Here is a 23,166-nt window from a genome sequence, read left to right on the forward strand (position 1 = left end):
AGACACTTCTTCCCACTTACTCACTGCTTGATAAACCCTTTGTAATGGCGTTTTACCAATTGGCTTTCTAGCTGCTTCATTGTTTCTAAAGCAACGCCGACAACGATTAACATACTCGTTCCACCAATCTGTGCAGATGGAGGAAGATTTCCCAATTTCGTAAAGATAACTGGTAAGATTGCAATCGCTGCTAGGAAAATTGATCCTACAAAGGTCAAACGATACAAGATTTTTGTTAGATATTGTTCTGTATTCTTACCCGGACGAATACCTGGAACATATCCACCTTGCTTGTTTAGATTCTCTGACATTTGCTCTGGATTAACCTGAACAAATGCATAGAAATATGTGAAGGCTACAATGAGCGCAACATATATGATCATTCCCACTGGGTGAGAATAGTTAAAGTTTGCAATAATCCACTGCGACACATCATGTTTCGGGAAGAACTGTGCAATAGTTGGAGGCGTAATTAAGAATGAAACAGCAAAAATGACTGGAATAACACCCGCACTATTTACCTTAAGTGGTAAATGAGTGTTTTGTGCTCCAGCATGATTCCCATTCCCTCCTGTTACACGCTTCGCGTATTGAATTGGGATCTTTCTAACAGCCTGTTGAATGAAAATAACACCAACAATAACTGCTAGCACAGCTAGTAAGATCAATGCAACTTTAACGATACTCATGAACAATTGATCTCCGATATTTTGAAACTGTTGTTGATACACTTGAGATATAACACTTGGGATCGCTGCGGCAATACCACCAAAGATAAGAATGGAAATACCATTGCCTACACCTTTAGCTGTAATCTGTTCACCTAACCACATTAAAAATGCAGTACCAGCAGTCAGTACCGTAGCAATGTATAAATAAGTGCTCCAACCTGGATTCAAAATTAATTGCCCACCTACCATACCGTTAAAACCGATTGACATACCAAACCCCTGAATAAACGCAAGAACAATTGTAAAGTAACGCGTGAATTGCGTTAGTTTACGACGGCCCATTTCGCCTTGCTTCGACCATTCCGAAAATTTAGGAACAACATCCATCTGCAATAATTGCACGATGATGGATGCTGTAATATACGGCATTATTCCCATCGCAAAGATGGAGAAGTTTTTCAAGGCGCCACCGCCAAATGTATTTAGGATACCTAAGGCATTTAATTGATCTTGTGCTTTCAGTACGTCTCCATTTGTAAATGGCACTGGGATAAAAGTGCCAATCCTGAATACGACTAACATCGCTAAAGTGAATAATATTTTACGTCTTATCTCAGCAACGCGCATAAAGTTGGAGATTGTACGAAACATTAGATCACCTCAACTGATCCGCCAGCTGCTTCAATTGCTTCTTTAGCACTTGAAGAGAACTTGTGCGCTTTAACAGTTAATTTTTTCTCTACTGCTCCGCTTGCAAGAATTTTAACACCGTCGTTTAATTTGCTGATAACGCCAGTTTCCAGCAATAATTCAGGTGTTACTTCTGTACCATCTTCAAAACGATTTAACGTTGATAAGTTTACAATAGTAAACTCTTTACGGTTAATGTTTGTGAAGCCGCGTTTTGGTAAACGACGGAATAGTGGAGTTTGACCACCTTCGAAGCCAAGACGAACACCGCCGCCAGAACGTGCGTTTTGTCCTTTATGACCTCTACCAGCAGTTTTACCGTTACCAGAACCGATACCACGACCGACACGGTTACGTACTTTACGAGAACCTTCTGCAGGTTTTAATTCATGAAGTTTCATTCCCAGGCACCTCCTTATATTAATGAGTTATCCTTAAGCTTCTTTTACAGTTATAAGGTGAGAAACTTTGTTGATCATACCAAGAATAGCAGGAGTTTCTTCCTTAACTACAGTTGAATTCAACTTTTTAAGACCTAAAGCTTCTACCGTCGCACGTTGATCTTGTGGACGACCAATTACACTACGAGTGAGGGTAATTTCTAACTTTTTCGCCATTTGTTTTCCCTCCTTAACCTAGTAGCTCTTCTACAGATTTACCGCGTAATTTTGCAACATCTTCAGCGCGCTTAAGTTCGCTTAATCCGTTCACAGTAGCGCGAATCATGTTGATTGGTGTGTTAGAACCAAGAGATTTTGAAAGAATATCTTGTACACCAGCTAATTCTAGTACCGCACGAACAGGTCCACCAGCAATAACACCAGTACCCTCAGCAGCAGGTTTTAAGAATACTTCACCAGCTCCAAAATGACCGTTGATTGTGTGTGGAATTGTTGTACCAACTAATGGTACTGCGATTAGGTTTTTCTTAGCGTCTTCGATAGCTTTACGAATTGCGTCTGGTACCTCTTGTGCTTTACCAGTACCGAATCCAACATGACCGTTTTTATCGCCAACTACAACTAGTGCAGCAAAGCGGAAACGACGACCACCCTTAACAACTTTCGCGACACGATTTATCGTAACTACACGTTCTTCAAGTTCTAATTTACTTGGGTCAATGCGTTGCATCAATTTTCCCTCCTTTGACCATTAAAATTGTAATCCAGCCTCACGAGCAGCTTCAGCTAGAGCTTTAACACGGCCATGGTATAAGTAACCACCGCGATCAAATACTACTTCTTTAACGCCTTTCTCTACAGCACGCTTAGCAACTGATTCTCCAACTTTCGTAGCAGCTTCAGTATTACTAGTACCGTTAAGAGCAAGGTCTTTATCAAGAGTAGATGCACTTACTAATGTTACACCATTTACATCATCAATAACTTGAGCGTAAATATGTTGGTTAGAACGGTACACGTTTAAACGTGGACGTTCTGCAGTACCAGTAAGTTTAGCACGTACACGTGCATGTCTTTTCTTACGAGTCGCATTTTTAGCAGCTTTAGTGATCATTCTTGTCACTCCTTTCTTTCACCTAACGGGTTTACTTAGCAGTTTTACCTTCTTTACGACGAACAACTTCGCCTTCGTAACGAATACCTTTACCTTTATATGGTTCAGGAGCACGTACAGCACGGATGTTAGCAGCAAATTCGCCAACACGTTGCTTGTCGATACCTTTAATTACGATTTTAGTTGGTACAGGTACTTCAACTTCAAGTCCTGCTTCTGGAGTCATTTCTACTGGATGAGAATAACCTACGCTTAAAACAAGTTTATCACCTTGTTTTTGAGCACGGTAACCAACACCGACTAATTCAAGTCCGCGTACGAAACCTGTAGTTACACCTTCAACCATGTTTCCGATTAAAGCACGAGTTGTACCGTGTAATGCACGGTGTTCCTTCTGTTCAGATGGACGCTCAACTGTTAGTGTATTTTCTTCAATTTTGATAGACATATCAGTTTTGAAAGTACGAGTTAATTCACCTTTAGGGCCTTTTACTGTTACAGTATTGTCTTCTGCAACTGTAATAGTAACACCTGCAGGGATTTCAAGAATCTTTTTACCAATACGAGACATGTGGTCACACCTCCGTTCGTTTTAAATATATATTACCAAACGTATGCTACTACTTCTCCACCAGTTTGTAATTGACGAGCGTCTTTGTCTGTCATTACTCCCTTAGATGTAGAAACAAGAGCGATACCTAATCCGTTAAGTACACGTGGTACTTCATCAGCTTTTGCGTAAACGCGTAAGCCAGGTTTACTGATACGTTTCAATCCAGTGATTACACGTTCATTGTTTGCACCATATTTCAGGAAAATACGAAGGATACCTTGTTTGTTATCCCCGATGTATTCTACATCACGAATGAAGCCTTCACGTTTTAAAAGTTCAGCGATCTCTTTTTTGATTTTAGAAGCAGGAACCTCTAATTTCTCATGACGTACCATGTTCGCATTACGGATGCGAGTAAGCATGTCTGCAATTGGATCTGTCATCACCATGTGTTTTACCTCCTTCCCATTTGTGGGTTTTACCAACTAGCTTTTTTAACACCAGGAATTTGACCTTTATATGCAAGTTCACGGAAACAAATACGGCAAAGCTTAAATTTGCGGTATACAGAATGCGGACGACCGCAGCGTTCGCAACGTGTATACTCTTGTACTTTAAACTTAGGAGTACGTTTTTGTTTCGCGATCATAGATTTTTTAGCCACGTTTTCGCCTCCTCTACTTAGCGTTGGCTTCCATTATTTTTGGAATGGCATACCGAATTGTGTTAAAAGTTCGCGAGCTTCTTCATCAGTTTTCGCTGTAGTAACGATTACGATGTCCATACCGCGGACTTTACTTACTTTATCATAATCAATCTCAGGGAAAATTAGTTGCTCTTTAACACCTAATGTGTAGTTTCCACGACCATCGAATGATTTCTTAGAAACACCACGGAAATCACGTACACGTGGTAAAGAAACTGATACTAATTTGTCGAAGAACTCATACATTTGTTGTCCGCGTAAAGTGACTTTCGCACCGATTGGCATACCTTCACGAAGACGGAAACCAGCGATTGATTTTTTAGCGCGAGTTACAACAGGTTTTTGACCTGCGATTTGCGTTAATTCTTCTACTGCATTGTCTAAAGCTTTTGAGTTAGATACCGCGTCACCAACACCAGTGTTGATTACGATCTTTTCGATTTTCGGTACTTCCATCACAGATTTATAGTTAAACTTGCTCATTAGAGCAGGAGTAATTTCCTTTTGGAACTTCTCTTTAAGGCGATTCAATGAAGTGACCTCCTTTCTTAAGAAAATTATTTATCTAATAATTCACCAGATTTTTTTGCAATACGCACTTTTTTACCATCTTCTACTTTGAAGCCTACGCGAGTAGGTTCGCCTGTTTTCGGATCTAATACCATAACATTAGAAACGTGAATAGGTGCTTCTTTCGTAATAATTCCACCTTGTGGATTTAATTGAGATGGCTTAGAGTGTTTTTTAACGATGTTAACACCCTCAACGATAACACGGTTTTGCTTTGGGAAAGCCACAAGGATAACACCTTGTTTTCCTTTGTCTTTACCAGTGATTACCTGAACTTTATCACCTTTTTTTACATGCATCTTAATTCTGCACCTCCTTAGCAAGGCAATACCTTAAATTATAGAACTTCTGGAGCTAAAGAAACGATCTTCATGAAGTTGCTATCACGTAATTCACGAGCTACTGGTCCGAAGATACGAGTACCACGTGGGCTCTTATCGTCTTTGATGATAACCGCTGCGTTTTCATCAAATTTAATGTAAGAACCGTCCGGACGACGAGCTCCGCTCTTCGTACGTACAACTACTGCCTTAACAACGTCACCTTTTTTAACAACGCCACCTGGTGTTGCTTGTTTTACCGTAGCAACGATAATATCACCAATATTAGCATATTTACGACCAGAGCCGCCTAATACTTTAATTGTTAAAAGTTCACGTGCACCAGAGTTGTCAGCAACTTTCAAACGAGATTCTTGTTGGATCATGTTATGAAACCTCCCTTCGGACTAAAAATTCCGATTCGTCTATTTAGATAACAACCGCTTCTTCAACGATTTCAACTAAACGGAAACGCTTAGTAGCAGAAAGCGGGCGAGTTTCCATGATTTTAACGATATCGCCAAGTTTTGCTTGGTTTTGCTCATCATGGGCTTTGTACTTTTTAGAATACTTAACACGTTTTCCGTACAAGGAATGAGTTTTGTAAGTTTCAACTAAAACTGTAATCGTTTTGTCCATTTTATCAGACACAACACGACCAGTATAAACTTTGCGTTGGTTACGTTCGCTCACTATGCAAACCTCCCCTCAATTTATCGATTAATTCCGATCTCTCTTTCACAAACTACAGTTTTCATACGAGCAATCGCTTTACGCACTTCACGGATGCGAGTTGGATTCTCTAATTGTCCTGTAGCAAGTTGGAAGCGAAGATTGAACAATTCTTCCTTTAAAGCTTTAACTTTTGTTTCGATTTCGGCAGTGGTTAATTCACGAATATCATTAGTTTTCATTAGATTCACCACCATTTTCTTCACGTTTTACGAATTTACATTTCACAGGTAACTTGTGAGCTGCAAGACGTAATGCTTCGCGTGCTACCTCTTCAGATACACCCGCAATTTCAAACATAATTTTCCCAGGTTTTACTACTGCTACCCAGCCTTCTGGTGCCCCTTTACCGGAACCCATACGTACTTCTAGAGGTTTTGCAGTGTAAGGTTTAGAAGGGAAAATTTTAATCCATACTTTACCGCCACGTTTCATGTAACGAGTCATTGCACGACGAGCAGCTTCGATTTGACGGTTTGTAATCCATGAAGCAGCTTGTGCTTGTAAACCGAATTCACCAAAAGCAATTTCAGTTCCACCTTTTGCACGACCACGCATTTTACCACGATGCTCTCTACGATATTTTACGCGTTTTGGCATTAACATATTATTTTCCTCCTTCCTCAGAAGCTTTCTTTTTTGTAGGAAGGACTTCTCCACGGTAGATCCATACTTTTACGCCTAATTTACCGTATGTTGTATCAGCTTCAACTGCTGCATAGTCAATATCAGCGCGAAGTGTATGAAGTGGAACAGTTCCTTCACTGTAAGATTCTGCACGAGCGATATCAGCTCCGCCAAGACGACCAGAAACCTGTGTTTTAATACCTTTTGCTCCTGCACGCATAGCACGTTGAATAACTTGCTTTTGTGCACGACGGAATGATACACGGTTTTCTAATTGACGAGCGATGTTTTCGCCTACTAATTTAGCGTTAAGATCAGCTCTCTTAACTTCTAAAATGTTGATGTGTACACGCTTGCCTGTTAATTGGTTAAGAGCTTTACGAAGTGCTTCAACTTCAGTACCACCTTTACCAATAACCATACCAGGTTTCGCAGTGTGAATTGTAACATTTACACGATTTGCTGCACGTTCGATTTCTACTTTAGCAACAGCAGAATCTTTTAAGCGTACAGTAATGTACTCACGGATTTTGATGTCTTCATGTAATAACGTAGCATAATCTTTCTCAGCGAACCAACGAGATTCCCAGTCGCGGATAATACCGACACGAAGACCAATTGGATTAACCTTCTGACCCATCGATTATCCCTCCTTCTTTTCTGATACCACAACTGTGATGTGGCTTGTGCGTTTGTTAATTTGGCTTGCACGACCCATTGCACGTGGACGGAAACGTTTCAACGTTGGACCTTCGTCAACGAAGACTTTTTCAACAACTAGGTTGTTAATATCCATCTCATAATTGTGCTCTGCATTTGCGATTGCAGATTTTAAAACTTTTTCTACAACTGGAGAAGCAGTTTTTGGTGTGTGGTTAAGGATAGCAATCGCTTCACCCACTTGCTTACCTCGGATTAAGTCTACTACTAAACGAACCTTACGAGGAGCAATACGAACTGTTCTCACTACTGCTTTAGCTTGCATTGAAGTGCCTCCTCTCATTATCTTCTAGTTTTCTTATCGTCAGCAAGGTGACCTTTATACGTACGAGTTGGTGCGAATTCACCTAACTTATGGCCAACCATATCCTCAGTGATGTACACAGGTACGTGTTTACGACCATCATATACAGCAATTGTATGTCCGATGAACTGAGGGAAGATAGTTGAACGGCGAGACCAAGTTTTAACAACTTGTTTTTGCTCAGATGCAACTAATTTTTCCATTTTGTTCATTAAGTGATCATCGACAAATGGTCCTTTTTTTAAGCTACGAGCCATTTTGGTGCCTCCCTTCGTGATTGGCGTACGGTTCTTGAAATGAACCGTACTACAATCCCATTATTTTTTACGACGACGAACGATAAATTTATCAGACGCTTTGTTTTTCTTACGAGTCTTGAATCCAAGAGTTGGTTTACCCCATGGAGACATTGGAGACTTACGTCCGATTGGAGAGCGTCCTTCACCACCACCGTGTGGGTGATCAACCGGGTTCATTACAGAACCACGAACTGTTGGGCGCTTACCTAACCAGCGAGAGCGACCTGCTTTACCGATTTTGATAAGTTCGTGTTGTTCGTTACCAACTTGACCGATTGAAGCGCGACAAGCAGATAATACAAGACGTACTTCACCAGAAGTTAAACGTACAAGTACGTATTTTCCTTCTTTACCAAGTACTTGAGCAGATGTACCAGCAGAACGAACTAATTGTCCTCCACGACCAGGCTTAAGCTCGATGTTATGAACAACAGTACCTACTGGAATGTTGATTAATGGTAATGCGTTACCGATTTTAATGTCAGCTTCAGGGCCAGACATAACTTCCATACCTACTTCTAAAGTTTTAGGAGCAAGAATGTAACGTTTTTCACCGTCAACGTAGTTAATTAATGCGATATTCGCAGAGCGGTTTGGATCATATTCGATCGTAGCAACGCGTCCTGGAATTCCATCTTTGTTACGCTTAAAGTCGATGATACGGTATTGACGCTTATGTCCGCCACCTTGATGACGTACAGTAATTTTACCTTGGTTATTACGACCAGCCTTTTTGCTTAAAGGAGCAAGTAAAGACTTTTCCGGTCTGTCAGTCGTGATTTCAGCGAAATCATTCGTAGTCATGTTACGACGACCGTTAGTAGTTGGATTATACTTTTTAATTCCCATCTCAATTTCCCTCCTTCTTTAGTAAGAATTAAACGCCTTGGAAGATTTCGATTTCTTTGCTGTCAGCAGTTAGCTTAACGATTGCTTTACGACGACGGCTAGTAAAACCAGCGTGACGACCAACGCGTTTTGCTTTCGGCTTGTAGTTCATGATATTTACTTTGTCTACATTAACACCAAAGATCGCTTCTATAGCGTCTTTAACCTCTGTTTTATTAGATTTAACGTCCACGTCGAACGTGTATTTTTTTTCAGCCATCATTTCCATAGAACGTTCAGTGATAACTGGGCGCTTAATGATATCACGAGGATCTCTCATTATGCAAGCACCTCCTCTACTTTTTCCACTGCCGCTTTTGTCATGATTAGCTTATCATGATGAAGCACATCTAGCACGTTTACGCCATCAGCAGTGATTACTGTTACTCCAGGGATATTGCGAGCAGATAACTCTACAGATTCGTTTGCATCAGCAGTTACGATAAGAGCTTTCTTCTCAACAGTTAATCCTTTAAGTACTGCTACCATGTCTTTTGTTTTTGGTGCATTTAACACTAGGTCCTCAAGAACTACAATGTTGTTCTCAACTACTTTAGTAGCTAATGCAGATTTGATTGCTAAACGACGAACTTTCTTAGGAAGTTTGTACGCATAGCTTCTTGGTGTAGGTCCGAATACCGTACCACCACCACGCCATTGAGGAGAGCGGATAGAACCTTGACGAGCACGTCCAGTTCCTTTTTGACGCCATGGTTTACGACCACCACCGCGAACTTCAGAGCGAGTTTTTACTTTGTGTGTACCTTGACGTAAAGATGCACGTTGCATCATTACAGCTTCGAAAAGTACAGCTTCATTTGGTTCGATACCGAAAATAGCTTCAGCTAATTCGATTTCACCAACCTGTGAACCAGTTTGGTTATATACAGTAACTTTTGGCATTGGAATTCCTCCTTCCTATTGTGAATTATTTGCTAACCTTCACAGCGCCTTGAACAACTACAAGAGATTTCTTAGCACCTGGAACGTTACCTTTTACTAGTAATAAGTTGCGCTCAGTGTCAACTTGAACGATTTCTAAGTTTTGGATAGTAACTTGGTCTCCACCCATACGTCCAGCAAGTTTTTTGCCTTTGAATACACGGTTCGGAGCAACTGGCCCCATTGAACCTGGACGACGGTGATAGCGAGAACCATGAGACATAGGTCCGCGAGATTGTCCGTGGCGTTTAATAACACCTTGGAAACCTTTACCTTTAGAAATTCCTGTTACGTCAACGATTTCACCTGCAGCGAAAACTTCAACTTTTACCTCTTGACCAACCTCTAATCCGTCCACGTCTGCATCGCGGATTTCGCGAATGAAGCGCTTAGGAGTTGTAGATGCTTTAGCAGTGTGGCCTTGTTCAGGTTTGTTAGTTAACTTTTCACGTTTATCTTCAAATCCTAACTGAATTGCGTTGTAGCCATCAGTTTCAGTTGTTTTCTTTTGAAGAACAACGTTTGGATTAGCAGCGATTACCGTTACTGGGATTAACTCACCATTCTCAGCAAATACTTGAGTCATACCGATCTTTCTTCCTAAGATTCCTTTGGTCATGAGTTACACCTCCTACATTTTTAAGTTATATAAATTATAGTTTGATTTCGATATCTACACCAGATGGTAAATCTAAACGCATTAATGAATCTACTGTTTGCGGAGTAGGACTCACGATGTCGATTAGACGTTTGTGCGTGCGCATTTCGAATTGTTCACGAGAATCTTTGTACTTATGAACAGCACGAAGAATTGTGTAAATAGTCTTCTCAGTTGGTAATGGGATTGGACCAGAAACTGTTGCCCCAGAACGCTTAGCTGTTTCTACAATTTTCTCAGCTGATTGATCAAGAATACGGTGATCATAAGCTTTTAAACGGATACGAATTTTTTCTTTTGCCATTATTTTCCCTCCTTCGTTCGCCTATTTCTAAAATAGACCTTCTCCATGGAAATTTCCCCACACCATGCCATGGCAAAGCGGCCGGGTGTGTCAGCAACCTTCCACTTCATCGCAGTCAAAGACCAACATTGTCTATTATACAATGTTATTCGTCTAGATGCAAGCATCTTTTTGTTTGCATCTGCTTTTCTCTACTTTTGCTATTATACATGGCACTTTAAAGAATATCAAGTTTTCATCTACTCTTATTTAACTTACAGTTTTTGGGTGTTATTTTCGTTTTATATACTATAGAAGAAACTCATTCAAAAATAGAAAATGCATCTCTTTCTTCTATATAAATAAGCAATAAAAAAACTCAAGGGAGAATCCCTTGAGTTTTTAATAATCTAATTAAAGACTACTCAGCAACGATTGTAGCAACTACACCGTAACCTACTGTACGTCCACCTTCACGAATAGAGAATTTAGTTCCCTCTTCGATAGCGATTGGAGCGATAAGTTCGATAGTCATTTCGATGTTGTCACCAGGCATTACCATTTCAGTACCTTCTGGTAATTGAATGATACCAGTTACGTCAGTTGTACGGAAGTAGAACTGAGGACGGTAGTTAGCGAAGAATGGAGTATGACGTCCACCTTCTTCTTTAGATAATACGAAAACTTCAGCTTTGAATTTAGCGTGTGCTTTTACAGAGCCAGTTTTAGCAAGAACTTGTCCACGTTGGATATCTTCACGAGCAACCCCACGAAGTAGAGCACCGATGTTGTCTCCAGCTTGTGCTTGGTCAAGAAGCTTACGGAACATTTCTACACCAGTTACAGTTGTCGTAGCATTCTCTTCAGCAAGACCGATGATTTCTACTACGTCACCAACTTTAACGATACCGCGCTCAACACGACCAGTTGCAACTGTACCACGACCTGTGATAGAGAATACATCCTCGATAGGCATTAAGAATGGTTTGTCAGTTTCACGTTCTGGAGTTGGGATGTAAGCATCAACTTCAGTCATTAATTCGATGATTTTTTCTTCCCACTCAGCTTCTCCTTGAAGAGCTTTAAGAGCAGAACCTTTAATTACAGGAATATCGTCGCCTGGGAATCCGTATTCAGATAATAGGTCACGAACTTCCATTTCTACTAATTCTAATAATTCTTCGTCATCTACCATGTCGCATTTGTTTAAGAATACAACGATGTAAGGAACACCTACTTGACGAGAAAGAAGGATGTGCTCACGTGTTTGAGGCATTGGACCATCAGCAGCAGATACTACTAAGATACCGCCGTCCATTTGAGCAGCACCAGTGATCATGTTTTTAACATAGTCAGCATGACCTGGGCAGTCAACGTGTGCATAGTGACGAGTTTCAGTTTCGTACTCAACGTGTGCAGTTGAGATTGTGATTCCGCGCTCTCTTTCTTCTGGAGCAGCGTCGATTTGATCGTATCCGCGTGCTTCAGCACCACCAGCTTTTGCAAGAACTGTAGTGATCGCAGCAGTTAATGTAGTTTTACCATGGTCAACGTGGCCGATTGTACCGATGTTAACATGGGGTTTAGAACGTTCGAATTTAGCTTTAGCCATTCTAAATTCCTCCTTAGTTTATATAGGTTATTTTATATTTAGACTAGAAAGTGAAACTTAAGTCTCACTTTCTAAGCTTACATAAGTAGTTATACTTGAACAATCGATAAAAATCAATTATTCACCTTTATTTTTTTTAATAATTTCTTCAGAAACAGACTTCGGTACTTCTTCATAATGATCAAATGTCATTGAGAATGTTCCGCGTCCTTGAGTGTTAGAACGTAATGCCGTTGCATAACCGAACATTTCAGAAAGTGGAACCATAGCGCGAACAACTTGTGCGTTACCGCGAGCTTCCATACCTTCTACACGTCCACGACGAGATGTTACGTCGCCCATAATGTCACCCATGTACTCTTCAGGAATTACAACTTCAACTTTCATCATTGGCTCAAGAATTACTGGGCTACATTTAGAAACCGCAGCTTTAAGCGCCATAGATGCAGCGATTTTGAACGCCATCTCAGATGAATCGACATCATGGTAAGAGCCGTCAACTAACGCAGCTTTGATGTCGACTAGTGGATAACCAGCTAGTACACCATTTTTAAGTGAGTCTTCAAGACCCGCTCCAACAGCTGGGATGTATTCACGTGGAACTACACCACCGACGATTTTGTTTTGGAATTCAAAACCTTTACCTTCTTCATTAGGTTCAAACTCAATCCAAACGTGACCGAATTGTCCACGACCACCAGATTGACGAGCGAACTTACCTTCAACTTTCGCAGCAGCGCGGAAAGTCTCACGGTATGCTACCTGAGGAGCACCAACGTTTGCTTCCACTTTGAATTCACGGCGCATACGGTCAACGATGATATCAAGGTGAAGTTCACCCATACCAGCGATGATTGTTTGGCCAGTTTCTTGGTCAGTGTGAGCACGGAATGTTGGATCTTCTTCAGAAAGCTTAGATAATGCTGTACCCATTTTATCTTGGTCAGCTTTAGATTTTGGTTCGATAGCTACAGAGATAACTGGCTCTGGGAATTCCATAGACTCAAGGATAACAAGACTCTTCTCGTCACAAAGGGTATCACCAGTAGTAGTATCTTTTAAACCTACAGCAGCAGCGATATCACCAGCGTAAACTGTTGAAATCTCTTCACGGCTGTTAGCGTGCATTTGTAGGATACGACCTACACGCTCACGCTTACCTTTAGTTGAGTTTTTCACGTATGATCCAGAGTTTAACACACCAGAATATACACGGAAGAACGTTAACTTACCAACATAAGGGTCAGTCATGATTTTGAATGCTAGAGCTGCGAATGGTTCTTCATCGCTAGACTTACGCTCAATAGCTTCATCTGTATCCGGAAGAGTACCTTTAATAGCAGGTACATCTAATGGAGATGGTAGGTAGTCAATAACTGCGTCTAACAGAATTTGAACACCTTTATTTTTGAATGCAGAACCACAGATTACTGGGAAGAATTCAACAGAAGTTGTAGCCTTACGGATACCAGCTTTAAGCTCTTCTACAGTGATTTCTTCACCTTCTAGGTACTTCATCATCATTTCTTCATCAAGCTCAGCTACCGCTTCAATAAGTTTTCCGCGGTATTCTTCAGCTAATTCTTTATGCTCTTCAGGAATTTCAACACGCTCGATGTCTGTTCCTAAATCGTTACTGTACATGTAAGCACACTCTTCAACAAGGTCAATGATACCATTGAACTCGTCTTCAGCACCGATTGGTAACTGAATTGGATGTGCGTTTGCTTGTAAACGATCGTGGATTGTCCCTACAGAGTATAAGAAATCTGCACCGATCTTATCCATTTTGTTAACGAATACGATACGAGGAACGCCATAAGTAGTAGCCTGACGCCAAACAGTTTCTGTTTGTGGTTCTACACCAGATTGTGCATCAAGTACTGCTACTGCGCCATCAAGTACGCGTAAAGAACGTTCTACTTCTACTGTGAAATCTACGTGTCCTGGAGTGTCAATGATGTTTACACGGTGACCCTTCCATTGTGCTGTAGTTGCAGCAGAAGTAATTGTGATACCACGTTCTTGCTCTTGCTCCATCCAGTCCATCTGAGATGCACCTTCATGAGTTTCACCGATTTTATGAATACGTCCTGTGTAATACAGAATACGCTCAGTTGCTGTTGTTTTACCAGCATCGATGTGAGCCATGATACCAATATTACGAGTGTTTTCTAAAGAGAACTCTCTTGTCATTTGGTGTCTTGCTCCTTCCATATATGGATTGGATTATTTTATTTTAAGTAGCAAAAAAGCCACTTTATATTGTTACATATGCCAGTGTCCAGTACCCTCATTATGTAAAACGAGCGCCCAACGAAAGGGAGAGGCATTCTCCCTCTCCACACTTCCATAAGCGACAAATAAAGCGGTTTATGCTTACATTTATTTTACGTTGAATCCTACCAACGGTAATGAGCAAATGCTTTGTTAGCTTCTGCCATTTTATGAGTGTCTTCACGTTTCTTAACAGATGCACCAGCGTTGTTAGCTGCATCTAAGATTTCGTAAGCTAGACGCTCTTCCATAGTTTTTTCACCACGAAGACGAGCATAGTTTACTAACCAGCGAAGACCTAAAGTTGTACGGCGTTCTGGACGAACCTCAACTGGAACTTGGTAGTTAGCACCACCAACACGACGAGCGCGTACTTCAAGAACAGGCATGATGTTCTTAAGAGCTTGCTCGAATACTTCCATTGGTTCTTTATCTGAACGTTCACGAACGATATCGAAAGCGTTATAAAGAATTGTTTGAGATTTACCTTTTTTACCGTCAACCATCATTTTGTTGATTAGGCGTGTTACAAGCTTAGAATTGTACATTGGATCTGGTAACACGTCACGTTTCGCAACAGGTCCTTTACGAGGCATATTGAGTTCCTCCTTTCATTATAAGTTTATTATTTTTTAGCAGGTTTTGGTCGCTTAGTACCATATTTAGAACGTCCTTGCATACGTTTGTCAACACCAGCTGTATCAAGCGCACCACGAACGATGTGGTAACGTACCCCTGGTAAATCCTTTACTCGACCACCGCGAATTAATACTACGCTATGCTCTTGTAGGTTATGACCGATACCTGGGATGTAAGCTGTAACTTCAATACCATTTGTTAAACGTACACGAGCGTATTTACGTAACGCTGAGTTAGGTTTCTTCGGAGTCATTGTACCAACACGAGTACATACACCACGTTTTTGAGGTGCAGAGATATCAGTTGATTTTTTCTTTAAAGAATTAAAACCTTTGTTTAACGCAGGTGATTTAGACTTCCATACTTTATCAGTACGACCATTTCTCACTAATTGGTTAATAGTAGGCATTTGATTATCCTCCCTTCGCATGTTTGTATGACCACATATCCAGGTGGTTCATTATTAGTTGAAAACAAAGTTTTTGCAAGGAAGAGCAAATGCTCTCTCCTCACAAAAACAGTTTTAACTTATTATTCCTATTGCTGAAGCTCCCACTTGAATCCCCGAAACTTTTCCAAGTTTACGAACTGATTCAACTTTGGTTATGGGTATGTTATGTTGCAAGGCAGTACGAATGATAACATGGGTTAACCGCACATCAGCATCTTCTGCAATAACAACTTCTTTAACTATACCATTTTTGATTGCTTCCAATGTTCGTTTATGACCAACGACTACATTTTCAGCATTTGACACTTTTTGATAAGACATATAAATATCCTCCAAAGCATCGTTAAGGAGCAACATTGATTATAGTAACATTTTGATTCATACAATGTCAACTAGGATTAGCTGTTTTTATACAAAATTTACGACGGAAAATTTTACTGTTCCACATAAACTTCATCGTTTTCTACATTCATGTTATCTTGTGTTGTTTTTACAAGATCCACTTTGCGATAACGATTCATACCTGTTCCAGCAGGAACAAGCTTACCGATAATAACATTTTCTTTCAATCCTAGAAGTTCATCGCGTTTACCCTTAATTGCTGCATCTGTTAGAACACGAGTTGTTTCTTGGAACGATGCTGCAGATAAGAACGAATCAGTTTCAAGTGAAGCTTTAGTAATACCAAGTAGAACCGGTCTAGCTGTTGCTGGTTGTTTACCTTTCAGTAACACCTTCGCGTTCGCATCAGTAAACTGATGGATATCTAGTAATGTTCCTGGTAATACATCTGTTTCACCCGCGTCACTTACACGAACTTTACGTAGCATTTGACGTACCATTACTTCTACGTGTTTGTCACCAATTTCTACCCCTTGCATACGGTATACTTTTTGAACTTCACGTAATAAGTATTCTTGAACGGCTGTAATGTCCGTTACTTTTAGTAATTCTTTCGGATCAATAGAACCTTCTGTTAACTCTTTACCGTGGCTAATTGGCTGTCCTAGAGTTACTTTCAGACGAGCACCGTAAGGAATAGCATACGTACGAGCTTCAACTTCACCCTGTACAACTACTTCTTGGCGATCTTTAACATCGTTGATCGCTGCGATAACACCGTCGATTTCACTGATAACTGCCTGACCTTTCGGATTACGAGCTTCGAAGATCTCTTGGATACGAGGTAAACCTTGTGTGATATCATCTCCGGCAACCCCGCCCGTATGGAACGTACGCATCGTTAACTGTGTACCTGGCTCACCGATAGATTGAGCTGCGATAATACCTACCGCCTCTCCTACTTCTACGTCTGTGCCAGTTGCTAAGTTACGACCGTAACACTTCTTACATACACCGTGGCGAGTATTACACGTAAACGCTGAACGAATGTTTACAGTTTCAACACCCGACTTTTCAACGATATGAGCAATATCTTCAGTAATTAATTGATTTTCAACAACTAATACTTCACCTGTTTCAGGATGTTTTACAGTTTTTCTTGCAAAACGTCCAACAAGACGATCATATAGTGACTCAATAACCTCATTACCCTCTTTAATCGCACCAATTAGTAAACCACGATCTGTTCCACAATCATCTTGACGAACAATTACATCTTGTGCAACGTCTACAAGACGACGTGTTAAGTAACCAGAATCGGCAGTTTTAAGTGCTGTATCGGCAAGACCTTTACGCGCACCATGCGTAGAGATGAAGTACTCAAGTACTGTTAAACCTTCACGGAAACTTGATTTGATCGGAAGCTCAATGATACGACCAGATGGATTGGCCATCAGACCACGCATACCAGCAAGCTGAGTAAAGTTCGATGCGTTACCACGGGCACCGGAATCACTCATCATGAAGATTGGGTTGCGTTTATTCAAGGATTTCATCAGTTTTCCTTGGATAACATCTTTTGCATTACTCCAAATAGAGATAACGCGATCGTAACGTTCTTCTTCCGTGATTAAACCACGACGGAATTGTTTAATTACATTATCTACTTTTGCTTGTGCTTCATGGAGAATTTCATCTTTTTCACCTAATACAAGAATGTCTGATACCCCAACTGTAATACCAGCTTTTGTAGAGTATTTAAATCCTAAGTTTTTCATACGGTCAAGCATGCGAGATGTTTCTGTAATTTGGAAACGTTTGAATACTTCCGCAATAATGTTACCAAGGATTTTCTTGCTAAATGGTGCCACTTCTTCGCGACTAGCAATAATTTCTTTAATGTTCGCACCTTTTTCAACGAAATATTCCGCTGGTGTTTCTTTTTCAAGGTTTGAGTTTGTTGGTTCATTAATATAAGGGAACGACTCTGGTAAGATTTCGTTAAATATTAATTTACCAACTGTTGTTAATAGAAGCTTACTCTTTTGCTCTTCAGTAAACGTTACATTATTTACCGAACTCGCTGCAACTGCAACACGCGTGTGCAGATGTACATATCCATTTTGGTATGCAAGTATTGCTTCGTTTGCATCTTTGAAGACCATACCTTCACCGATTGCACCCTCGCGCTCAAGTGTTAAGTAATAGTTACCTAATACCATATCCTGAGATGGAGTAACAACTGGTTTTCCGTCTTTTGGATTCAAGATGTTTTGTGCCGCCAACATAAGAATACGAGCTTCTGCTTGTGCTTCTGATGATAACGGAACGTGAACCGCCATTTGGTCACCGTCAAAGTCCGCGTTGTATGCTGTACATACAAGTGGGTGAAGACGGATTGCACGACCTTCTACTAATGTAGGTTCAAACGCCTGGATACCAAGACGGTGAAGTGTTGGTGCGCGGTTTAGAAGTACTGGATGCTCTTTGATCACAGATTCTAAAACGTCCCAAACTTCAGGGTGTACACGCTCGATTTTACGTTTAGCACTCTTAATGTTGTGTGCTAATCCTTTTCCAACTAACTCTTTCATAACGAAAGGTTTAAACAATTCAAGCGCCATTTCTTTCGGCAATCCACATTGATACATCTTTAAGTTCGGTCCTACAACGATTACAGAACGGCCAGAGTAGTCAACACGTTTACCTAATAAGTTTTGACGGAAACGTCCTTGTTTACCTTTAAGCATGTGAGATAGTGATTTTAATGGACGGTTACCTGGTCCAGTAACTGGACGGCCACGGCGACCATTATCGATTAATGCGTCTACAGCTTCTTGTAACATACGTTTTTCGTTTTGAACGATGATGCTTGGTGCACCTAAGTCCAATAGACGTTTTAAACGGTTGTTACGGTTAATTACACGACGATATAAGTCGTTTAAGTCAGAAGTAGCAAAACGTCCACCATCTAACTGTACCATCGGGCGTAGTTCTGGTGGGATAACTGGAAGAACTTCTAAGATCATCCAAGATGGGTGATTTCCAGAGTTACGGAATGCTTCTAATACTTCTAGACGTTTAATAGCACGAGTACGGCGTTGTCCTTGCGCTGTTTTTAATTCTTCTTTTAAGAAGTCTACTTCTTTATCTAAATCGATGTCTTGCAGTAGCTTTTTAATCGCTTCTGCACCCATAGCAGCTTGGAATGTGCTGCCATATCGATCACGATATGCACGGTATTCTTTTTCAGAAAGTAATTGCTTCTTATCAAGTGGTGTATCTCCACTTTCTGTTACAACATAAGAAGCGAAATAAATTACTTCTTCAAGCGCGCGAGGGGACATGTCTAAGACAAGTCCCATGCGGCTCGGGATACCTTTGAAATACCAAATATGAGATACAGGAGCAGCTAATTCGATATGACCCATACGTTCACGACGAACTTTTGCACGCGTTACTTCAACGCCACATCGATCACAAACTACACCTTTATAACGTACACGTTTATATTTTCCGCAATGACATTCCCAGTCCTTTTGTGGTCCGAAAATACGCTCACAGAACAAGCCATCTTTTTCAGGCTTTAACGTACGATAGTTAATTGTTTCTGGTTTCTTAACTTCACCGTATGACCAAGAACGAATCTTGTCAGGTGAAGCAAGTCCAATCTTCATATATTCAAAGTTATTTACATCTATCAAGGGGCCTACCTCCCTTTTAGTCTACAGGTTATCCCAATTATTCCTTAGTTGTCTCAACTTCAACATTCAATTTATCTGCTGATTGATGATCATCGTCATCTTCCGTATCACGCATTTCAATTTCTGTATCGTTGATAGACATCATTTTAACGTCCATACCTAAACTTTGCAGTTCTTTAATCAATACTTTGAATGATTCAGGAACGCCTGGTTCTGGAACATTTTCACCTTTAACAATTGCTTCATACGTCTTAACACGTCCAATAACATCATCAGACTTCACTGTTAAGATTTCTTGAAGAGTATAAGCAGCACCATAAGCTTCAAGTGCCCAAACCTCCATCTCACCGAAACGCTGTCCACCGAACTGAGCTTTACCTCCAAGAGGTTGCTGCGTTACAAGTGAGTATGGTCCAGTAGAACGAGCATGAAGTTTATCGTCAACCATGTGCGCAAGTTTGATCATATACATGACACCAACAGATACGCGGTTATCGAATGGCTCACCAGTACGTCCGTCATACAGGATTGTTTTCGCGTCATTTGCCATACCAGCTTCTTCAATCGTGCCCCAAACATCTTCCTCACGAGCACCATCGAATACTGGTGTTGCAATGTGAATACCAAGGTATCTTGCTGCCATACCAAGATGAAGCTCTAATACCTGACCGATATTCATACGAGATGGTACCCCTAATGGGTTTAACATGATATCGATTGGCGTACCATCTGGTAAGTAAGGCATATCTTCTTCTGGTAAAATACGAGAGATAACACCTTTGTTACCATGACGTCCGGCCATCTTGTCACCTTCAGAAATTTTACGTTTTTGAACGATATATGCACGTACAAGTTGATTCACGCCTGGTGGCAATTCATCGCCATCTTCACGGTTGAATACTTTTACGTCTAAGATAATACCGCCACCACCGTGTGGTACACGTAGTGATGTATCACGTACTTCACGTGCTTTCTCTCCAAAGATAGCGTGTAATAGACGTTCTTCAGCTGTTAATTCTGTTACACCTTTAGGTGTTACTTTACCAACAAGTAAATCTCCATCTTTTACTTCTGCACCAACGCGAATGATACCGCGCTCGTCAAGGTTGCGTAATGCATCTTCCCCAACGTTTGGAATGTCACGTGTAATTTCTTCTGGTCCAAGCTTCGTATCACGAGCTTCTGACTCATATTCTTCAATATGAATAGAAGTGTACACATCATCTTTTACAAGGCGCTCACTCATAATGATCGCATCCTCGTAGTTATAACCGTCCCAAGTCATGAAGCCAACAAGCACGTTACGTCCAAGTGCTAGTTCACCTAATTCCATAGAAGGACCATCCGCAAGGATTTCACCTTTTACAACTTCATTTCCAACACTTACGATTGGACGTTGGTTGTAGCAAGTTCCTTGGTTAGAACGAATGAATTTTTGCATTTTGTAGCGATCTAAGTCGCCTTTTACTGTTTGACCGTCAACTTCTACATAGCGACGTACCCAAACTTCACGTGCTTCTACGCGTTCAACAACACCAGGGTGTTTACAGATTACTGCAGCACCTGAGTCTTTTGCTGATACGTACTCCATACCTGTACCTACAATCGGTGATTCCGGATTCATTAACGGAACCGCCTGACGTTGCATGTTCGCTCCCATAAGTGCGCGGTTAGAGTCATCGTTTTCTAAGAACGGAATACAAGCTGTCGCTGCCGACACTACTTGTTTTGGAGATACATCCATGTAGTCGATGCGTTCTTTATTTGTGACAATGTTTTCACCACGGAAACGAGCTACGATATCTTCATCAAGGAATTCCCCTTCTTCAGATAATTTCATATTCGCTTGGGCTACAACATAGTTATCTTCTTCATCTGCTGTTAAATAATCAACATGCCCTGTTACAAGACCAGTTTCTGGGTCAACACGACGGTATGGCGTTTCAATGAAACCAAACTCATTTACTTTCGCAAACGAAGATAATGAGTTGATCAAACCGATGTTTGGTCCCTCTGGTGTTTCGATTGGACACATACGACCATAGTGAGAGTAGTGAACGTCACGTACTTCAAAGCCTGCGCGCTCACGCGTTAAACCACCGGGTCCTAATGCAGATAGTCTTCGTTTGTGAGTTAACTCTGCTAATGGGTTTGTTTGATCCATGAACTGAGATAACTGAGAACTTCCGAAGAACTCTTTAATAGATGCAATAACCGGGCGAATGTTAATTAACGCTTGTGGTGTAATTGCATTTGTATCTTGAATCGACATTCTCTCACGAACAACACGTTCCATACGAGAAAGACCGATACGAAATTGGTTTTGTAGTAACTCTCCTACAGAACGCAGACGACGATTTCCTAAGTGGTCAATATCATCTGTATCCCCTACTTTATATAGCAAGTTAAAGAAGTAGCTAATAGAAGCAAGAATATCACCTGGTGTGATGTGTTTTATATCACGAGTAATATTTGCATTCCCAATTACGTTTATAGATCGTTCGCCTTCTGATTCTGGAGCATAAATCTTAATAGATTGCAGCTCAACATCGCCTGCTACCACTCCACCCATTGGTTTCGCTGTTTTGAATCCAATGTTTTTCTCTAAGTAAGGTAGAATGCGATCCAGTGTACGACGATCTAAGACTGTTCCTTCTGCCGCTAAAATTTCACCAGTTTCTGGATCCACCAGTGTTTCAGCTAAACGTTGGTTAAACAATCTGTTTTTAATGTGTAGCTTTTTGTTGATCTTATAGCGACCTACATTTGCTAAATCGTAGCGCTTCGGATCAAAGAAACGAGACACAAGTAAGCTCTTTGCATTTTCTACTGTTGGTGGTTCACCAGGGCGTAGACGCTCATAAATTTCAAGCAATGCTTTCTCTGTGCTATCTGTGTTGTCTTTTTCTAACGTATTGCTTAAGTATTCGTTATCACCTAAAAGCTCGGTGATTTCTTGATCAGAGCCAAACCCTAATGCGCGTAACAAAACAGTTACAGGAAGTTTACGCGTACGGTCAATACGCACATATACAACATCCTTAGCATCTGTTTCATACTCTAACCAAGCTCCGCGGTTTGGAATTACAGTAGCAGTAAAACCACGTTTTCCGTTTTTATCCACTTTGCCACTATAGTATACGCTTGGAGAGCGAACTAACTGGGAAACGATAACACGTTCTGCACCGTTAATTACGAATGTTCCAGTCTCTGTCATGAGTGGGAAATCTCCCATGAACACATCTTGTTCTTTTACTTCACCAGTTTCCTTGTTGATTAGACGCACTTTTACACGAAGTGGTGCTGCATACGTCACATCACGCTCTTTGCATTCTTCTACAGAGTATTTAGGTTCACCTAAGCTGTAGTCGATAAATTCAAGCGATAGATTTCCCGTAAAGTCTTCGATCGGAGAAATGTCTTGGAACATTTCTCGCAAACCCTCATCAAGAAACCACTGATAAGAAGAGGTTTGAATTTCGATAAGATTTGGTAACTCTAATACTTCACTAATACGGGCATAACTTCTTCGTTGGCGGTGGCGTCCGTATTGAACTAGTTGACCTGTCAACTGCTTCACCCCTCAAATCATGAGTATTATAAACACACAAAAAAATTTGTGCAAAATCACAAATAAATACAACTACTGCTATTAGCGTAGTT

At 40.8% G+C, this 23,166-nt stretch carries 29 protein-coding genes; all 29 read right to left on the reverse strand.

The genetic code is table 11. The features are described from left to right. Nucleotides 1-20 precede the first annotated feature (20 nt). The gene (gene secY / locus MR071_RS19980) at nucleotides 21-1,322 is read right to left on the reverse strand and encodes a preprotein translocase subunit SecY (RefSeq protein ID WP_002124688.1); all 1,302 of its coding nucleotides are present in this window, start codon (nucleotides 1,320-1,322) and stop codon (nucleotides 21-23) included. Further along, nucleotides 1,322-1,762 carry a 50S ribosomal protein L15 gene (gene rplO, locus MR071_RS19985; RefSeq protein ID WP_002009754.1) on the reverse strand — a complete coding sequence of 147 codons (441 nt, stop codon included), beginning with the start codon at nucleotides 1,760-1,762 and terminating at the stop codon, nucleotides 1,322-1,324. The genes secY and rplO overlap by 1 nt, the downstream gene beginning before the upstream one ends. A gap of 33 nt (nucleotides 1,763-1,795) precedes the next feature. Then, nucleotides 1,796-1,978 carry a 50S ribosomal protein L30 gene (gene rpmD, locus MR071_RS19990; RefSeq protein ID WP_001085231.1) on the reverse strand — a complete coding sequence of 61 codons (183 nt, stop codon included), beginning with the start codon at nucleotides 1,976-1,978 and terminating at the stop codon, nucleotides 1,796-1,798. 13 nt (nucleotides 1,979-1,991) lie between these two features. After that, complete coding sequence (rpsE, locus tag MR071_RS19995) at nucleotides 1,992-2,492, reverse strand: 30S ribosomal protein S5 (protein ID WP_002009759.1); 501 nt, start codon at nucleotides 2,490-2,492, stop codon at nucleotides 1,992-1,994. A gap of 21 nt (nucleotides 2,493-2,513) precedes the next feature. Continuing rightward, nucleotides 2,514-2,876, reverse strand: coding sequence for a 50S ribosomal protein L18 (gene rplR, locus MR071_RS20000; RefSeq protein ID WP_002009761.1), 363 nt, complete (start codon nucleotides 2,874-2,876; stop codon nucleotides 2,514-2,516). 31 nt (nucleotides 2,877-2,907) lie between these two features. Next, nucleotides 2,908-3,447 (reverse strand): 50S ribosomal protein L6, encoded by a 540-nt coding sequence (gene rplF, locus MR071_RS20005; RefSeq protein WP_002009762.1) that lies wholly within the window; start codon nucleotides 3,445-3,447, stop codon nucleotides 2,908-2,910. A gap of 32 nt (nucleotides 3,448-3,479) precedes the next feature. Beyond that, complete coding sequence (gene rpsH / locus MR071_RS20010) at nucleotides 3,480-3,878, reverse strand: 30S ribosomal protein S8 (RefSeq protein ID WP_002009764.1); 399 nt, start codon at nucleotides 3,876-3,878, stop codon at nucleotides 3,480-3,482. 29 nt (nucleotides 3,879-3,907) lie between these two features. Next, entirely contained in the window at nucleotides 3,908-4,093 is a 186-nt protein-coding gene (gene rpsN, locus MR071_RS20015) for a 30S ribosomal protein S14 (protein ID WP_001085700.1), read from the reverse strand. 33 nt (nucleotides 4,094-4,126) lie between these two features. Then, nucleotides 4,127-4,666, reverse strand: coding sequence for a 50S ribosomal protein L5 (gene rplE / locus MR071_RS20020; RefSeq protein ID WP_002091528.1), 540 nt, complete (start codon nucleotides 4,664-4,666; stop codon nucleotides 4,127-4,129). A 26-nt stretch (nucleotides 4,667-4,692) separates the two neighbouring features. Beyond that, complete coding sequence (rplX, locus tag MR071_RS20025) at nucleotides 4,693-5,004, reverse strand: 50S ribosomal protein L24 (protein ID WP_000558201.1); 312 nt, start codon at nucleotides 5,002-5,004, stop codon at nucleotides 4,693-4,695. A 38-nt stretch (nucleotides 5,005-5,042) separates the two neighbouring features. Then, nucleotides 5,043-5,411 carry a 50S ribosomal protein L14 gene (rplN, locus tag MR071_RS20030; RefSeq protein ID WP_000615912.1) on the reverse strand — a complete coding sequence of 123 codons (369 nt, stop codon included), beginning with the start codon at nucleotides 5,409-5,411 and terminating at the stop codon, nucleotides 5,043-5,045. Nucleotides 5,412-5,454: 43 nt separating this feature from the next. Then, nucleotides 5,455-5,718, reverse strand: a complete 264-nt coding sequence (rpsQ, locus tag MR071_RS20035; RefSeq protein WP_002091526.1) for a 30S ribosomal protein S17 — start codon at nucleotides 5,716-5,718, stop codon at nucleotides 5,455-5,457. Nucleotides 5,719-5,738: 20 nt separating this feature from the next. Then, nucleotides 5,739-5,939, reverse strand: a complete 201-nt coding sequence (rpmC, locus tag MR071_RS20040) for a 50S ribosomal protein L29 (protein WP_002091523.1) — start codon at nucleotides 5,937-5,939, stop codon at nucleotides 5,739-5,741. Beyond that, nucleotides 5,929-6,363, reverse strand: a complete 435-nt coding sequence (gene rplP, locus MR071_RS20045; protein WP_000928969.1) for a 50S ribosomal protein L16 — start codon at nucleotides 6,361-6,363, stop codon at nucleotides 5,929-5,931. Before rplP ends, rpmC begins: the two co-directional genes overlap by 11 nt. Before the next feature lies 1 nt (nucleotide 6,364). After that, entirely contained in the window at nucleotides 6,365-7,024 is a 660-nt protein-coding gene (gene rpsC, locus MR071_RS20050) for a 30S ribosomal protein S3 (RefSeq protein WP_002009771.1), read from the reverse strand. Between the two features lie 3 nt (nucleotides 7,025-7,027). After that, nucleotides 7,028-7,369 (reverse strand): 50S ribosomal protein L22, encoded by a 342-nt coding sequence (gene rplV / locus MR071_RS20055; RefSeq protein WP_002009773.1) that lies wholly within the window; start codon nucleotides 7,367-7,369, stop codon nucleotides 7,028-7,030. A 17-nt stretch (nucleotides 7,370-7,386) separates the two neighbouring features. Next, nucleotides 7,387-7,665 carry a 30S ribosomal protein S19 gene (rpsS, locus tag MR071_RS20060; protein ID WP_000124452.1) on the reverse strand — a complete coding sequence of 93 codons (279 nt, stop codon included), beginning with the start codon at nucleotides 7,663-7,665 and terminating at the stop codon, nucleotides 7,387-7,389. Between the two features lie 60 nt (nucleotides 7,666-7,725). Beyond that, nucleotides 7,726-8,556 carry a 50S ribosomal protein L2 gene (gene rplB, locus MR071_RS20065; RefSeq protein ID WP_000511584.1) on the reverse strand — a complete coding sequence of 277 codons (831 nt, stop codon included), beginning with the start codon at nucleotides 8,554-8,556 and terminating at the stop codon, nucleotides 7,726-7,728. A 28-nt stretch (nucleotides 8,557-8,584) separates the two neighbouring features. Further along, nucleotides 8,585-8,875 carry a 50S ribosomal protein L23 gene (rplW, locus tag MR071_RS20070; RefSeq protein WP_001205557.1) on the reverse strand — a complete coding sequence of 97 codons (291 nt, stop codon included), beginning with the start codon at nucleotides 8,873-8,875 and terminating at the stop codon, nucleotides 8,585-8,587. Beyond that, nucleotides 8,875-9,498 carry a 50S ribosomal protein L4 gene (gene rplD / locus MR071_RS20075; RefSeq protein WP_001127261.1) on the reverse strand — a complete coding sequence of 208 codons (624 nt, stop codon included), beginning with the start codon at nucleotides 9,496-9,498 and terminating at the stop codon, nucleotides 8,875-8,877. Before rplD ends, rplW begins: the two co-directional genes overlap by 1 nt. 25 nt (nucleotides 9,499-9,523) lie before the next feature. Next, complete coding sequence (rplC, locus tag MR071_RS20080; RefSeq protein ID WP_000160209.1) at nucleotides 9,524-10,156, reverse strand: 50S ribosomal protein L3; 633 nt, start codon at nucleotides 10,154-10,156, stop codon at nucleotides 9,524-9,526. A 34-nt stretch (nucleotides 10,157-10,190) separates the two neighbouring features. Continuing rightward, complete coding sequence (rpsJ, locus tag MR071_RS20085; RefSeq protein ID WP_001040595.1) at nucleotides 10,191-10,499, reverse strand: 30S ribosomal protein S10; 309 nt, start codon at nucleotides 10,497-10,499, stop codon at nucleotides 10,191-10,193. A gap of 400 nt (nucleotides 10,500-10,899) precedes the next feature. Beyond that, on the reverse strand, nucleotides 10,900-12,090 hold the full coding sequence (gene tuf / locus MR071_RS20090) for an elongation factor Tu (protein WP_002009778.1): 1,191 nt from the start codon (nucleotides 12,088-12,090) through the stop codon (nucleotides 10,900-10,902). Between the two features lie 117 nt (nucleotides 12,091-12,207). Next, entirely contained in the window at nucleotides 12,208-14,286 is a 2,079-nt protein-coding gene (gene fusA / locus MR071_RS20095; protein ID WP_002169326.1) for an elongation factor G, read from the reverse strand. Between the two features lie 206 nt (nucleotides 14,287-14,492). Then, nucleotides 14,493-14,963 carry a 30S ribosomal protein S7 gene (gene rpsG, locus MR071_RS20100; RefSeq protein WP_001137492.1) on the reverse strand — a complete coding sequence of 157 codons (471 nt, stop codon included), beginning with the start codon at nucleotides 14,961-14,963 and terminating at the stop codon, nucleotides 14,493-14,495. Between the two features lie 29 nt (nucleotides 14,964-14,992). Next, nucleotides 14,993-15,415, reverse strand: a complete 423-nt coding sequence (gene rpsL / locus MR071_RS20105) for a 30S ribosomal protein S12 (RefSeq protein WP_001142341.1) — start codon at nucleotides 15,413-15,415, stop codon at nucleotides 14,993-14,995. A gap of 114 nt (nucleotides 15,416-15,529) precedes the next feature. Beyond that, complete coding sequence (locus MR071_RS20110; protein ID WP_000121833.1) at nucleotides 15,530-15,778, reverse strand: 50S ribosomal protein L7ae-like protein; 249 nt, start codon at nucleotides 15,776-15,778, stop codon at nucleotides 15,530-15,532. A 113-nt stretch (nucleotides 15,779-15,891) separates the two neighbouring features. Continuing rightward, the gene (gene rpoC, locus MR071_RS20115; RefSeq protein ID WP_105587631.1) at nucleotides 15,892-19,503 is read right to left on the reverse strand and encodes a DNA-directed RNA polymerase subunit beta'; all 3,612 of its coding nucleotides are present in this window, start codon (nucleotides 19,501-19,503) and stop codon (nucleotides 15,892-15,894) included. Between the two features lie 37 nt (nucleotides 19,504-19,540). Beyond that, nucleotides 19,541-23,074 (reverse strand): DNA-directed RNA polymerase subunit beta, encoded by a 3,534-nt coding sequence (gene rpoB, locus MR071_RS20120; protein WP_105587630.1) that lies wholly within the window; start codon nucleotides 23,072-23,074, stop codon nucleotides 19,541-19,543. Nucleotides 23,075-23,166 lie beyond the last annotated feature (92 nt).

This window comes from Bacillus cereus group sp. BfR-BA-01316 (genome assembly GCF_022664195.1).
In the GTDB taxonomy this organism is placed as follows: domain Bacteria; phylum Bacillota; class Bacilli; order Bacillales; family Bacillaceae_G; genus Bacillus_A.